The following is a 14,096-nucleotide window of genomic DNA, read 5'->3' as shown; positions in this document are numbered from 1 at the left end:
ATTCAATGGGTGATGAGCGGCACGATCAGCAAGGCCACGATGTTGATGATCTTGATCAGCGGATTCACCGCTGGTCCCGCGGTGTCCTTGTAGGGGTCGCCTACGGTATCGCCGGTCACCGCTGCCTTGTGGGCATCGGAACCCTTGCCGCCCAGGTTGCCGTCTTCGATGTACTTCTTCGCGTTGTCCCATGCGCCGCCGCCGGTGGTCATGGAGATGGCCACGAACAGCCCGGTGACGATGGAGCCGAGCAGCACGCCGCCAAGGGCCTTGGGCCCCAAGGCCCAACCTACCAGGATCGGAACCAGTACCGGCAGCAGGGACGGGATGATCATCTCGCGGATGGCCGCCTTGGTGAGCAGGTCCACGGCCCGGGAGTAATCCGGCTTGGCTGTGCCCTCCATGATCCCCTTGATCTCGCGGAACTGGCGCCGGACCTCATTGACCACGGCGCCCGCTGCACGGCCCACCGCCTCCATCGCGAACGCACCGAAGAGATACGGTATCAGACCACCAATGAACAGACCGATGATCACCATGTGGTCGGATAGATTGAATGTCACTTGGTGACCGGCGCTCGCGAGCGCGTGGGTGTAGTCGGCGAACAGGACCAGGGCCGCCAGGCCCGCGGACCCAATGGCGTAGCCCTTGGTGACCGCTTTGGTGGTGTTGCCCACTGCATCCAGGGGATCGGTAATGCCCCGCACTTCTGCCGGTAGGTCCGCCATCTCCGCGATGCCGCCGGCGTTGTCGGTGATTGGGCCGTAGGCGTCCAGTGCCACGATGATGCCGGTCATGGACAGCATTACCGTTGCCGCGATGGCGATGCCATAGATTTCCGCGAAGTGGTAGGCGCCCCATATGCTCGCGCACACCGCCAGCACCGGCAACGCGGTGGCCTTCATGGAGACACCGAGGCCGGCGATGATGTTGGTGGCGTGTCCGGTGGTGGATGCGTTCGCGATATGCCGGACGGGCCCGTATTCGGTCGCGGTGTAATACTCGGTGATCACCACCAGGGCTGCGGTGAGCGCCAAGCCTATGAGTTCGGCCCCGTAAATGGCGCCGGTGCTGAAATGACCGTTGTCGGCCATCAGCCAATGCGTGAGGGGGTAGAACGCGATGGCGGCGAGTGCCGCGGCGCTGAGCAGTCCGCGGTACAGCGCGTTCATGATCTTGCCGCCGTCCCGGGCCCGCACAAAGAAGGTCCCGATAACCGACGCGATGATCGAGACCCCGCCGAGGACCAGCGGGAACAGCACTGCCTTGGTGTCGGTGCCCCCGAGAACCAGTGCGCCGAGCAACATGGTGGCGACCAGCGTCACCGCGTAGGTCTCGAACAGATCCGCCGCCATTCCGGCGCAATCACCCACGTTGTCACCCACGTTGTCGGCGATCACCGCCGGGTTGCGCGGGTCGTCCTCCGGTATGCCGGCCTCGACCTTGCCGACCAAGTCGGCGCCTACGTCCGCGCCCTTGGTGAAGATCCCGCCGCCGAGCCGTGCGAAGATGGAGATCAGGGAACTGCCAAACGCCAAGCCCACCAGCGGTTCCAGCGTGGCACGCAGCGACTGCCCGGCCGGTGCCATCCCGGCGAGGATCGCGTAGTACCCGGCAACGCCGAGCAAGGCCAGCCCCACCACCAGCATTCCGGTGATGGAGCCGCCGCGGAACGCAACGGCCAATGCTGGATTCAGTCCCCGACGTGCCGCCTCGGCAGTGCGCACATTGGCGCGTACGGAGATGTGCATGCCGATGTAGCCAGCTGCCGCGGAACAGAAGGAGCCGATGGCAAACCCGATGGCGGTCTTCGCGCCCAGCGCCGCATAGATGATGGCGAACAGGATGACACCCACTACGGCTATGGTGCCGTACTGGCGGTTCAGATATGCCTTGGCGCCCTCTTGGATGGCGCCGGCGATCTCCCGCATGCGTTCATTGCCCGCCGGTTGCGCCAGCACCCATTTCACGGAGACCAGCCCATAGATCAACGCCACGCCAGAACACCCTAGGGCGAACCAAACCTCTGGTGACATGAGTCATCCTCCATTTAAAAAGTCCGAAAGATCTTTGCTTATGCGCCCGCGCCGCGGGCCATTCCCCATTTTCCAGAGTTGCACATGCCCGCAGCGGACTCGAGGCCCGGTCGATTGCGGTGCTGTGATAGTTCGTCTATGGATGTTTAAACGTTGTCCCCGGCTTCAGTCCGAAGGTCTGTTCCAGGCCCAGTCCCCGGATCAGATCGTCCACCGCGCCCTGCCCGTGCTCGCGCTGCACTTCCGCGAGGATCAGGCGCGCGGCGTTGCGGTTGTAACCACTGCCCATGCTCGCCTGTAGGGACAGCAATTCTCGTGCCTTTTCCAGCGTCATGGTTTGATGCGTATCAATTCACCACAGCCCGTTCCGGGGTGACATCATTTGAGAATGAATTTGGTTTTGAGCTTCCTGGCTACCGGCGTGTTCTTTAAAATGACGTACTGGGGAAGCCCGTGCTTGTAGGGCGGGTACTCCTCCCCCTGGATCAATGGCTGCAAGTAACGCCGGCATTTCGCGGTGATCCCGAAGCCATCGCGGCTAATGAATTCGTTGGGCATCTTCTTTTCCACGTTGGCCACATCGGCCAACGGGGCCATCCCGATCCCCCAGCGGTAGGGCTTTTCGGATTTGCGCACGATGGTCGGCATCACGGCGTTGTGGCCTTTGAGCGCCAACTGTACCGCCGCCTTGCCCACGGCGTAGGCCTGTTCCACGTCCGCCTTGGAGGCGATGTGACGCGCTGCGCGCTGCAGGTAGTCCGCTACCGCCCAGTGGTACTTATAACCAAGGCTGTCCTTGATGAGCTGTGCGATGACTGGCGCGACGCCACCCAACTGGCTATGACCAAAGGCGTCTTTAGTGCCGGCTTCCGCCAGGAAGCGGCCCTCGGCGTTCTTAACGCCCTCGGAGACCACGATCGCGCAGTAACCGAACTTCTTGACGGATTGATCCACGCGTTTCAGGAATTTTTCCTGATCGAACACCACTTCCGGGAACAGGATTGCATGGGGTGCATCACCTTCCTGTTCGGCGGCGAGCCCACCGGCGGCGGCGATCCAGCCTGCGTGGCGGCCCATCACCTCCATGACGAAGATCTTAGTGGAGGTCTTGGCCATGGAGGCCACGTCGAAGGCCGCCTCGCGGATGGAGACCGCCACGTACTTGGCTACGGACCCGAAGCCCGGACAGTTGTCGGTGACCGGTAGATCGTTATCCACGGTCTTGGGAATCCCGATGCAGGTGAGCGGATAGCCCATCTTCTCGCTGAGTTGAGAGACCTTGTGGGCGGTGTCCTGGGAGTCATTGCCACCGTTGTAGAAGAAGTAGCCGATGTTGTGGGCCTCGAAGACTTCGATCAGGCGCTCGTACTCCGCCTTGTTTTCCTCCAGGCTCTTGAGTTTGTAGCGCGCCGACCCAAAGGCCCCACCCGGCGTATGCCGCAGAGCGGCTATCGCTTTCGCCGATTCCTTGCTGGTATCAATCAGATCTTCGGTCAGCGCGCCGATGATCCCGTTGCGCCCGGCGTACACTTTGCCGATGCGGTCCTTGTGCTTGCGCGCAGTCTCGATCAGACCGCATGCACTGGCATTGATTACAGCGGTCACTCCGCCGGATTGGGCGTAAAAGGCGTTCATTTTCTTCGCCGCTTTTTTGGCCATCGGCAAGGTCTCCCCAAAACGGTCTGCAATGGTTTGGCAGTATGGATGCCCGGAAATCCGGAGCTGGGATGATAGCGAGTCAGTCGGCGATGCACCACCATGTGTTGCGCTGCGGGCTCACGGTGATTCTTTCTCCTGGCCCTGCGCGCGTTCGTGGTCAGACTGAACCCGCACCAGGGTCAGCACACAATCCCCTAGGTCGTCATATTCCTCGATCCCGGTTCCATAGGTCTGGCGAACCCGGTAGAAGAATTGGCCGCGGTAGCGGCTGGGAGCGGTCTTGAATACCACGAAGTGGCAGCCGCGCTCGTTCCAGTACAGCGTCGGGCAGTCTACCAAGTCCCGGGCGTGAGGATCGAGGCGCAACTCACTCTGGGCAAATTCCAGTTCCACGGTTTTCTCATAACGTTCCAGGAGAATGGCGCCCGCCACCTCCATCTCGTGCGCCGTGAAATCGGGAATCCGGTCCATGGCCGTATTGTTAAGGGTCCGCAGGGGCTTATGATTGCGCCGTCACACCGTGCGCGCGCCCAAAGCATACTCCAAAAAACAATTGTTTTCATTGGCTTCGTTGACTTGAGCCAGCTGTGCGGTTAGCTTAATCGCACGCCTGCACGTTGGGCCTGCCCGTAGCCCGTACTGGAGCCGGGTTGGTCCGAGTACCCAACCGGTATGCGCATCGGCAACGGGCGCCGGGATTTTATGGCCAGACAAATTTTTATTATGGGCACTGGGTCCGCGGCGGCGCGCGGAGCGACTCGGGCGTGCTTGGCCATGCGGGCTCGCTAGGCCGCGCCGTTGGAGTGCCGCGGAACTCCAGCACCACGACCCTGACAACAACCACCTACGGGGAGTGAAAACGCCACTATGAGAATCGTACTATTGGGAGCGCCCGGCTCCGGAAAAGGCACGCAGGGCAAGCAACTTGTCGACGAATACCACATTCCGCAGATCTCCACGGGGGATCTGCTGCGGGCTGCGGTTGCCGCGGATACCCCCCTGGGGCGCATGGCCAAGGCAGCCATGGACGCGGGGCAGTTGGTGTCCGACGAAATCGTGCTGGGGATGATCCGCGAGCGGCTCGCGGAACCCGACACCCAGAGTGGCTTCATCCTGGACGGATTTCCCCGTAACGTCCAGCAGGGCGAGGCACTGGATGTCGTGCTCCAGGACGTGCGGAAACCCCTGGATCTGGCGCTGTTGATCGACGTGGATTTCGACGTGTTGATGCAGCGTCTTACCGGTCGGCGCACCTGCGAGTCCTGCGCAGCGGTCTACAACGTCTATTCCAACCCTCCGAAGTTCGACGATCGTTGCGACGCCTGTGGCGGGAACCTGCGGCGCCGTGCCGACGACAATGAAGAGACCATCGGCAACCGCTTGCGGGTCTACGAGGCCCAGACCACCCCGGTGGTGGAATACTACCGGCGTCAAGGCAAGCTGCGTACCGTCCAGGGCCTGGGAGACATCCACGATATCTTCCTCGCCATCCAGCGGATCCTGGGTCCCCTGAGTCGCGGCGAACTGCCCCCTGGGGAACCCGCCGGTGGGGCGCCTTCCGGGCGGTTCGGCGCCAAGAAGTCCCCGGCCAGCAAAAAGGCGGCCTCGAAGACCAAGGCCGGAGCCACGGCACGACCAGAGGACAACAAAAAGACCAGCGAGAAGAAGGAGGTAGCCGGTAAGAAGAAGCCGGTTAGTACGAAGAAGGCCGCCAGTAAAAAGACGGCGGTGGGAAAGAAGAAGGTGGCCAGCCGGAAGAAGCCGGCCAGCAAGAAGAAGATAGCGAGCAAAAAGCAGACCGTCAGCAGGAAGAAAGTAGCCAGTAAGAAGGAAGTGGCGGGCAAGAAGAAGGCCGTCAGCAGGAAGAAGCCGGTCAGCAAGAAAAAGGTGGCCGGCAAAAAGAAGACCGTCAGCAGGAAGAAGGCGGGCGGCAAGAAGAAGGTGGCTAAGGGGCGGGTGACGACGCAGCGGCCCGCGCGACGCAAGAGCGCTAAGCGGCCGAAGTGACCGGGTCCCGGCGCCGCCGTAGTGCCGACGGCTATGGCGGCGCCCTCACGACGAACAGCGATGAGCAATCCCGGGGCTGGGGTCCGGTCCGGACCATCTGCCCGTAGTGAGGCGGGGGCCAGTCGAGCGCCGATTTTCCGCCATCGCGGAGGCGTCGTGGTGGTCCGGAGAGAAGCCGGGCTAATGGTAGGCGCGCATCTGGCCTACTACGACACCCTGGATCTGGATCCGTTGCGCCGCGTAGGTCACCGGTGTCAGGGCCGGATTGGCGGGCACCAGGGTTATGGATCCGTTCCCATTGCCGCGCAGCCGTTTGAGGGTGGCCTCGTTCCCGTCGATCAGTGCCACGACGATATCGCCTTCCGCTGCGCGCCGCGTGCGGTCCACGATGACCATATCCCCGTCGAGGATCCCGGCGTCCACCATGGATGCGCCCCGGACCCGCAGCACGAACCGTCCCGGCCCGGTAAAGAACGCCGCGAGATCCACCTCGGACTCGTCCGCTACCGCCTCGATGGGACGCCCGGCCGCGATGTATCCCAGCATCGGGAGCACCGTGGTCGGGCGTCCGGGTTCGTCGGCCAAGCGGATGCCCCGGTGGCGCCGTACCGGCCGCTGGACCAGCCCCGCGTGCACCAGGGCGGTTACGTACCGGTGGGCCACCCCACGGGATCGGAGTCCGAGTCCTGCCGCCACCTCTCGCAGCAAGGGGCTACGCCCTTCGCGAGCGATGAAGCGGCGCACAAAGCGCCATGCGTCCCGCTCCCGGTCGGAGAGACCCTCAACGTTCTCATTCTGTTCTCGCATCCAGGCAGGATACGACCTGCGGGCGTGGGCCGCAAGGGTTGGGCGGGGAGCGTGATATCCTGATGGGTATGGAAGCTGGCGCTGGTCTGCCCGATGCCCCTGACCCGCGGTTGGCGGCACTTGCCTACTGGGCCGGGCAGGTCCTGGGGGTAAGCAACCCGGTCTTGGAGTCAGCCTCCGGGGACGCCAGTTTCCGGCGCTACTTCCGGTTGCGGCATGGGGCTCGGACCTACATCGCCATGGACGCGCCACCGGACCGGGAGGACAGTCGGCCCTTTGTACATATCGCTCGGGGCCTGCGCGCCGCGGGTCTCAACGTCCCCGAGGTGCTGCACCAGGATCTGGACCGGGGGCTGCTGCTGCTCTCCGATCTCGGTACCGAGCTGTATCTTCCCGCCCTCAACGAATCCACGGTGGAACGGTTGTATGGGGATGCCTTGGGTGCCTTGGCGGTATTACAGACCTGTGTCTCTGCACAGGGAATGGAACTGCCGTCCTATGACGCGGCCTTGCTGCACCGGGAGATGGAGCTGTTCCGGGAATGGTTCCTGGGCCGGCGGCTCGGACTGGTCCTCAGTGACGCGGATCACGGCGTTCTGGACCGGACCTTCGCGCTCCTGACCGAGGCCGCCTTGCAGCAGCCGCAAACTTGTGTGCATCGGGACTACCATTCCCGCAATCTGCTGGTCACACCGGTTCACAACCCCGGAATCGTCGACTTCCAGGACGCGGTTCTGGGCCCGGTCACCTATGATTTGGTGTCCCTGCTGCGGGATGCGTACGTCGCGTGGCCCCGGGAACGAGTGGAGGATTGGGTCCGCGGCTACCACGACTTGGCCCTACAGTCCGGTATCCTGCGCGAGGAAATAGAGGACCGCTTCCTGCGTTGGTTCGATCTCATGGGGGTGCAGCGTCATCTGAAGATAGTGGGGATCTTCGCGCGCTTGTTCCACCGGGATGGCAAGGCGCGCTATCTGGACGACATCCCCCGCGTGCTTGGTTACCTGCGGGACGTAACTGGCCGCTACCCGGAGTTGCATCCATTGCATGGATTCCTCGAGGCCCGGGTGGCCGCCGATGGTTGATGAGGTCGCGCGGGCGCGCCGGCGCGCCCGCGGTCGCGGGCCGTCCCGGCGCGACGGGATCGGAGCGGCGTCATGAAGGCGATGATCCTCGCGGCGGGACGGGGCGAGCGCATGCGTCCCCTTACGGACCACACCCCGAAGCCCCTGCTGCCGGTCGCGGGCCGCGGCCTCATCGAGTATCAGGTCGAAGCTCTGGTGCGGGCCGGATTCACGGACCTGGTGATCAATCTGGCGCACCTGGGGGAACAGATCCGTCGCGTGCTCGGCGATGGGGCCCGCTACGGTGCGTCGATCCGCTATTCCACGGAAGGTCCCGCTGCCCTGAATACCGGCGGGGGCATCCTCAATGCCCTGCCGTTGCTGGCTCCGGACCCGTTCCTGGTGATCAACGGAGATTTGTGGACCGACTACCCTTACGGGCAGTTGCCGCGCGCGCCGGAAGGTCTCGCTCACTTGGTCTTGGTGGACAATCCGCCCCATCACCCCGGCGGCGATTTTGCCCTATGCGACGCAAAGGTCGTGGGCGGTGGGGGACACCGGCTTACCTTCAGCGGGATCGGGGTCTACCGCCCGGCACTGTTTGCCGCCGAGGCCCCCGGTGTGTTTCCGCTGGCGCCGGTATTGCGCCGCGCCATGGACCTGGGGCACGTGAGTGGCGAGCACTACCGGGGGCAGTGGGTGGACGTGGGCACGCCGGAGCGGCTCGCCGAGTTGGAGAGGATGCTCGCGCGCTGATCCTCCTGCGTTATTCGTTCGGCGGGTGGGGCCGCAATACACCGGGACCGCGGGGTGCCGGTGCCCCGGACGCTTCCGTCCCATGGTCCCGCGAGGGCTAGCCGTGCCGTTGGATCTCCAGCAAGTAGCCGCGGCGTTCCGGTTCGACCCGCAACAGGTGGGCGACCTGCGGGAGCGTTGGGCGCGGCTCATGGAACGGGTGGTGTGGGGCGATCTGAAATCGTCCAAGATCGGCGGGTTGCCGCGCCTGCGCAAGCGCGTCCTGGAACTGGGCGAAAACCTGCGTTCGGTAGTGGCGGACCGCGCCTGGATTCCCCAGGCGCGCGAGCAGGTGAAGGGCGCCATGGGTGCCAGCATAAAACTACGCGACAGCCTGCTCGACCTGGAGCGTGCTGCCCAGCTCATAGACAGCGGCGCCGACTTCGCGCGTTTCGAGACCGAACTCCTGGCGTTCCGCGCCGCGTTGCTGCGCTTCATGGAACACCACGAGTCCCAATGGGCCGCGCTGCTGGAGGGTCTGTACGAGGCCGAGCCACCGGACGAAGCGGACCCCTGAGCCATGGGCCAGGAGATCGAGACCAGCCGCTTCGAGGAACGGGACTTCGTGGATTTCCGGGAACGCTTGCGGGTCGAGACCGCAATCCTGGCCCAGTGGTTTCGCGCGGGCCGCTTCGTCGCGGATACCGGTGTCGGCGGCTACGAACTGGAGGCGTGGCTGGTGGACCCGCAATTGCGTCCAGCGCCTGGGTGACCCGCGCGTGGTCCCGGAGCTGGCGCGTTTCAACGTGGAGATCAACGGCACGCCACAGGCGCTGCGGGGGGCCACCCTCGGCGCGATGCATCGGGAATTGGACGCGATTTGGGCACGCTGCTCCCAGGCCGCCGCCGGGCTCGGTGCCCAAGTGCTGATGACCGGGATCCTGCCGACCGTGGAGGAGGCGGAACTCAGCCTCGCCAACATGTCTCCGATGGTCCGGTACCGGGCCCTGAACGATCAGGTGCTGCGCCTGCGCGACGGCCGGCCCCTGCGCCTGGACATTCAGGGCCGCGAACACCTGCGCACCGAGCATCACGATCTCATGCTGGAGGCGGCGGCGACGTCGTTTCAGATCCACCTGCAGGTGGCCGAACCGCGCGCGGTGCGATTCTACAACGCCGCGTTGATCATCTCCGCGCCGATGGTGGCCGCGACCGCCAACTCCCCGTATCTGTTTGGCTGCGACCTGTGGGACGAGACGCGCGTTCCGCTCTTCGAGCAGTCGGTGGAGGTGGGGGGCTACGATGGGGCTGCCTGCGGTCCCATGCGCCGGGTCACCTTCGGGTCCGGCTACGGGCGCGATTCCCTGCTCGAGTGGTTCCTCGAAAACCAGGACCATTATCCGGTGTTGCTGCCCATGAGCTTTTCCGATCCGCCCGAGGCCTTGAGCCATCTGCGCCTGCACAACGGGACGATTTGGCGCTGGAACCGGCCCCTGATCGGGTTCGAATCCCCGGGCCGACCGCATTTGCGCCTGGAACATCGCGTGGTTCCCGGAGGTCCTACGGTGGTGGACACCGTAGCTAACGCCGCCTTGTTCTTCGGCTTGGCGCAAGCCCTGGCCACGCGCCTTGCGCCTCCGGAGGGACAATTGGCCTTCGCCGCGGCGCGGGACAATTTCTACAATGCCGCCCGCAGCGGCCTGCGCGCGAGCGTGGACTGGGTGGGCGGGCGCCGGGTGCCGGTGCAGACGTTGTTGCTCGAAGAACTGCTGCCTGCCGCCCACCAGGGGTTGAGGCAACTGGAGATGGACGCAACCGACATCGACTATTACCTGGGGATCATGGAGGCGCGGGTGCGCACCGGGCGCAATGGCGCCGCATGGCAGCGCGGCTATGTGGAGCGTCACGGCCGGGACATGGTCGCCCTCACTGCCGCTTACCTGGAGCGTCAGGCGGGCGGCGCGCCCGTGCACGAGTGGGCGTGGTGACAGGGATGGACGCGCCCGCCGCCCGTCTGCACAAGATGGACCAACTGCCCCCGGGCCTGTTGGGCGCGCCGACCCGGGAGTTGTCCCGGGTATTGCCTGGCCCGACCCTGATCCATCTGCCCGGACGGCGCCCGGAACCCCTGTTCGTATCAGTGCTCCTGCACGGTAACGAAGACACCGGATTGAAGGCGGTGCAGGCCCTGCTGCGCCGGTACGTGCCCGGCGGCGGGCCCCGGGAGCTTCCGCGGGCCCTGACCCTGTTCATCGGCAACGTGGCGGCGGCCCGCCACGGCGTGCGGCGCTTGGCGGGGCAGCCGGACTACAACCGGGTGTGGCCGGGAGCGCTGGACGACGGCACCCCGGAGCATGCCTTGATGCGTCAGGTGGTGGACGAGATGCGCGCGCGCTCGGTATTCGCGAGCGTGGACGTGCACAACAACACCGGTCTAAATCCGCACTACGCGTGCATCAACCGCCGCGACCACGGCTTTTACCACCTGGCCACGCTGTTCAGCCGCACGGTGGTGTATTTCACCACCCCGCGCGGTGTGCAGACCGCCGCGTTCGCCACGTTGTGCCCGGCGGTGACCCTGGAATGCGGGCAACCAGGTAACCCGCGCAGCGAGACCCACGCATTGGAATACCTCGATGCCTGCCTGCATCTGGCGGCGCTGCCGTCCCATCCGGTGGCACCCCAGGACATCGACCTGTTCCATACCGTGGCAGTGCTGAAGGTGCCGGAGGAAGTCTCCCTCGGCTTCGGAGCCGGGGATGCAGCTCTGCGCCTGACAGAGGGCCTGGATCACCTCAACTTCCGGGAATTACCGGCGGGGACCCGGCTCGGCTGGATCCGACCCGGCAGCGGCGCGCGAATTCAAGCCTACGACGAGCACGGGCGCGAGGTGGGCGCACGTTACCTGACCGATCAGGGCGGTGAGCTGCGGGTGACCCGGCCGGTGATGCCGTCGATGCTCACCGTGGACCCGGTGGCAATCCGCCAGGATTGCCTGGGCTACCTGATGGAACGACTACCCCTGGAGTCGCCCCCGGTTTCGGGGGCCGCGGCCGGCGGATGAGACATCCCCATCTGCTCGCAGCGGTGTCCTTCCACGGTTTCGGGCACCTGGCCCAGAGCGCGCCGGTGATCAATGAGCTGCGCCGGCGTATTCCGCACCTGCGCCTCACGGTCTACTGCGCGGCACCGCGCGCAGTGCTGGAATCCCGGATCGAGGGCGCATTCCAACACTGGTCCGAGGCCCCGGATGTGGGCATGGTGATGGACGGGACGCTGAAGGTCTGCCGCAGCGCCAGCGCCCGGGCCTACGCCGATTTCCACCGGGACTGGGAGGGCGGGGTGGCACGCGAGGCGGAGCGCCTCGCGTGCCTGGCGCCGGACCTGATCCTGGCGGATGTCCCCTACCGGATCCTGAGTGCGGCGGCGCGGGCGGGGATTCCCGCCGTGGCCCTGTGTTCCCTGAACTGGGGCGCGATCTACCGCGCCTACTGTGGCGCGGCTCCGGAGGCGCCAGGAATCCTGGCCGCGATGGATGCGGCGTATCGCTCCGCACGCGCGTTTCTGGCGCCGGAACCCGCGTTGTCCATGGACGATCTGCCCAACCACCGCGCGGTGGGTCCTATCGGCGGACAGGGACGGGAGCGGCGCGCCGAGTTGCGCCGGCGTGTCGGCCTCTGCGGCCACGGGCCGGAGCGCCTGGTACTGGTGGCCCCCGGTGGTATCCCCACCCGTCTTCCCATGGACCGTTGGCCGCTATGCGCGGGCCTGCGCTGGTTGGTACCTGCGGAGTCGGCCGGTGATGGACGCGCCGACCGATTCTCCCTGGACACCGTCGGCATGCCGTTTCTGGATCTGCTGTGCTCCTGCGACGCACTGATCACCAAGCCCGGCTACGGGGCCTTCGTGGAGGCCGCCTGCGGCGGCGTGCCGGTGCTCTACGTGCGGCGCCGCGATTGGCCCGAAGAGCCGGGATTGACGGCATGGCTGGCGCGGCACAACCGTTGCCGGGAGATTACGCTGGAGCAATGGATGGCGGGAGACCTGGAAGCCGATCTGCAGGCGCTCTGGGAGATGCCGGTTCCGCTGCGCCCGCGGCCGGTGGGGATCGAAGCGGCGGCGGACGTCCTTGCGGGGTGGTTGTCCCGCTGAACGGGCCCGCACGCAGGTAACGCCCGCGCACGGGTCGCGCGTGTCCGTGCGCGCCGCTGCGCGCGAGCTATCCGGTCGGGCGCGGGTTCAGGCCTTGAGGATTTCCTGGGCCTGGAGGTCGGCGTGGTAGGAGGAGCGCACCATCGGGCCGCTGGCAACTTGGGAGAATCCGAGCCCCCGCCCGACGGTCCCGAGCCGATCGAATTCCTCCGGCGGCACGTAGCGCGCGACCGGAAGATGGTGGACGCTCGGTTGCAGGTACTGGCCCAGGGTCAACATATCCACGCCGTGGGCGCGCAGATCGGCCATTACCTGTGTTACTTCTTCCAGGGTTTCCCCGAGTCCGAGCATGATCCCGGACTTGGTGGGCACGTCGCGGTGGCTGGACTTGAAGGCCTGAAGCAGGTCCAGGGAGCCAGCATAATCCGCTCCGGGCCGGGCTTGGCGGTAGAGCCGCGGCACGGTCTCCAAGTTGTGGTTGAAGATGTCCGGTGGCGCGCTGCCGAGCTGCGCCAGGGCCACGGCTACGCGGCCCCGGAAGTCCGGCACCAGGATCTCCACCTGGATCCCCGGGCAGGCATCACGGATGGCGCGCACGCAGTCGGCGAAGTGCGCGGCGCCCCCGTCCCGCAGGTCGTCCCGGTCCACGGAGGTGACTACGACGTAGCGCAAGGCCATTTGGCGGATGGTGCGGGCCAGATTTTCGGGTTCCGCTGGATCCAGGGGCAACGGACGTCCATGAGCGACATCGCAGAACGGGCAGCGCCGGGTGCAGAGGTCGCCCATGATCATGAAGGTGGCGGTCCCGTGGGCGAAGCACTCGCCGATGTTGGGGCAGGAGGCCTCCTCACACACGGTATGCAGGTGGTTCTCGCGCAGCACGGATTTCAGCTGCTGGACCGCGGGGTGGGCCGGCGAGCGGGCGCGTATCCACGGCGGCTTGCGGCCCGGGCGCGGGCCGGGCTCGATTTTCACCGGGATGCGGGCCACCTTCTCGGCGCCACGTTGCGGGGTGCCGGGAGTCAGCTTGGGGGAGGGCTTGTCCATCCAGGGCGTTTTCCAGGGGAGAAACCGGGCGGTCACTATACCATCGATCCGCGGGGGCCACCCAGGCCGGCGTCTGCAAATCATTGAGAGGAAGTACTCACAGGACGCTGGAAAGGCGACCCCGGAGTCTTTCCGGCGTGCTTATAGTCGGTCGTTTTCCAACCCCCGGCTAAGCCCCATCGTCCAGGTCACCCTGGAGTTGGCGGTATCCCGCCGGCGTTAGTAGTACCAGGTGTACGGTGGCATCGTAGATGCGCCCCTCGCGGCGCAGGGCCTCAATCCACGGCCCGGCTTCGTGGTTGCTCAGGTAATGGAACTCGCGGCCTTCCACCCATCGCCCGGCGCGCTGTTTAAATGCCCGGAACGCAGTTCCCTTGGGGCGGTGGTGGCGCTCGTCGATCTCCCGGAACGTCAGCAGCTCTGGATCGCGTATCAGGCCGGGAATCTTGTCGGTTAGGGCCATGGCGGCTCACTGTGGCTCCGGAGTGGCAGGAGCCCGGGCGCTCCCCTAAAGACATAAGCCTATATCGCCATTATGATATTGATCCGGCTTGGCACCAATGCTATTGATCGGACATGGCGGCGCGGA

General features: G+C 65.5%; 13 protein-coding genes and 1 pseudogene. 7 read left to right on the top strand and 7 right to left on the bottom strand.

Features of this window, described 5'->3' with window-relative positions; translation table 11 throughout:
* Nucleotides 1-2: 2 nt before the first annotated feature.
* From hppA to B7Z66_09070, 4 genes are all read right to left on the bottom strand, one after another.
* Nucleotides 3-2,036 carry a sodium-translocating pyrophosphatase gene (gene hppA / locus B7Z66_09085; GenBank protein OYV76350.1) on the bottom strand — a complete coding sequence of 678 codons (2,034 nt, stop codon included), beginning with the start codon at nucleotides 2,034-2,036 and terminating at the stop codon, nucleotides 3-5.
* Between the two features lie 136 nt (nucleotides 2,037-2,172).
* Nucleotides 2,173-2,370: a hypothetical protein gene (locus tag B7Z66_09080; GenBank protein ID OYV76349.1), complete on the bottom strand. Its 198-nt coding sequence runs from the start codon at nucleotides 2,368-2,370 to the stop codon at nucleotides 2,173-2,175.
* Between the two features lie 44 nt (nucleotides 2,371-2,414).
* Nucleotides 2,415-3,695 (bottom strand): 6-phosphofructokinase, encoded by a 1,281-nt coding sequence (locus tag B7Z66_09075; protein ID OYV76348.1) that lies wholly within the window; start codon nucleotides 3,693-3,695, stop codon nucleotides 2,415-2,417.
* Nucleotides 3,696-3,812: 117 nt separating this feature from the next.
* On the bottom strand, nucleotides 3,813-4,166 hold the full coding sequence (locus tag B7Z66_09070; protein ID OYV76347.1) for a hypothetical protein: 354 nt from the start codon (nucleotides 4,164-4,166) through the stop codon (nucleotides 3,813-3,815).
* A 396-nt stretch (nucleotides 4,167-4,562) separates the two neighbouring features.
* On the opposite strand from B7Z66_09070, the gene B7Z66_09065 reads away from it, so the two are divergent.
* The gene (locus tag B7Z66_09065) at nucleotides 4,563-5,702 is read left to right on the top strand and encodes an adenylate kinase (GenBank protein OYV76346.1); all 1,140 of its coding nucleotides are present in this window, start codon (nucleotides 4,563-4,565) and stop codon (nucleotides 5,700-5,702) included.
* Nucleotides 5,703-5,882: 180 nt separating this feature from the next.
* Here B7Z66_09065 and B7Z66_09060 read toward each other — a convergent pair whose 3' ends face one another.
* A complete protein-coding gene (locus B7Z66_09060) occupies nucleotides 5,883-6,509 on the bottom strand; it encodes a repressor LexA (protein ID OYV76345.1) in 627 nt (208 codons plus the stop codon).
* Between the two features lie 68 nt (nucleotides 6,510-6,577).
* Here B7Z66_09060 and B7Z66_09055 point away from each other — a divergent pair, with 68 nt between their 5' ends.
* The 6 genes and pseudogenes from B7Z66_09055 (at nucleotide 6,578) to B7Z66_09030 (ending at nucleotide 12,460) form a co-directional block, all read left to right on the top strand.
* Nucleotides 6,578-7,594, top strand: coding sequence for an aminoglycoside phosphotransferase (locus tag B7Z66_09055; GenBank protein OYV76381.1), 1,017 nt, complete (start codon nucleotides 6,578-6,580; stop codon nucleotides 7,592-7,594).
* A 72-nt stretch (nucleotides 7,595-7,666) separates the two neighbouring features.
* Complete coding sequence (locus B7Z66_09050; protein ID OYV76344.1) at nucleotides 7,667-8,329, top strand: mannose-1-phosphate guanylyltransferase; 663 nt, start codon at nucleotides 7,667-7,669, stop codon at nucleotides 8,327-8,329.
* Between the two features lie 103 nt (nucleotides 8,330-8,432).
* Nucleotides 8,433-8,885 (top strand): hypothetical protein, encoded by a 453-nt coding sequence (locus tag B7Z66_09045; GenBank protein OYV76343.1) that lies wholly within the window; start codon nucleotides 8,433-8,435, stop codon nucleotides 8,883-8,885.
* Nucleotides 8,886-8,888: 3 nt separating this feature from the next.
* Nucleotides 8,889-10,296: pseudogene (locus B7Z66_09040) on the top strand (glutamate--cysteine ligase).
* A gap of 5 nt (nucleotides 10,297-10,301) precedes the next feature.
* Nucleotides 10,302-11,372, top strand: coding sequence for a peptidase M14 (locus B7Z66_09035; GenBank protein OYV76380.1), 1,071 nt, complete (start codon nucleotides 10,302-10,304; stop codon nucleotides 11,370-11,372).
* Nucleotides 11,369-12,460, top strand: a complete 1,092-nt coding sequence (locus B7Z66_09030; protein OYV76342.1) for a hypothetical protein — start codon at nucleotides 11,369-11,371, stop codon at nucleotides 12,458-12,460. Before B7Z66_09035 ends, B7Z66_09030 begins: the two co-directional genes overlap by 4 nt.
* 87 nt (nucleotides 12,461-12,547) lie before the next feature.
* Here the strand turns inward: B7Z66_09030 and B7Z66_09025 are convergent, their stop codons facing one another.
* Entirely contained in the window at nucleotides 12,548-13,507 is a 960-nt protein-coding gene (locus B7Z66_09025) for a lipoyl synthase (protein OYV76341.1), read from the bottom strand.
* A gap of 169 nt (nucleotides 13,508-13,676) precedes the next feature.
* A complete protein-coding gene (locus B7Z66_09020) occupies nucleotides 13,677-13,970 on the bottom strand; it encodes a hypothetical protein (GenBank protein ID OYV76340.1) in 294 nt (97 codons plus the stop codon).
* Between the last annotated feature and the right edge of the window lie 126 nt (nucleotides 13,971-14,096).

This window comes from Chromatiales bacterium 21-64-14 (assembly GCA_002255365.1).
Classification (GTDB): Bacteria; Pseudomonadota; Gammaproteobacteria; order 21-64-14; family 21-64-14; genus 21-64-14.
This window is presented reverse-complemented; position numbering and strand designations above follow the sequence as displayed.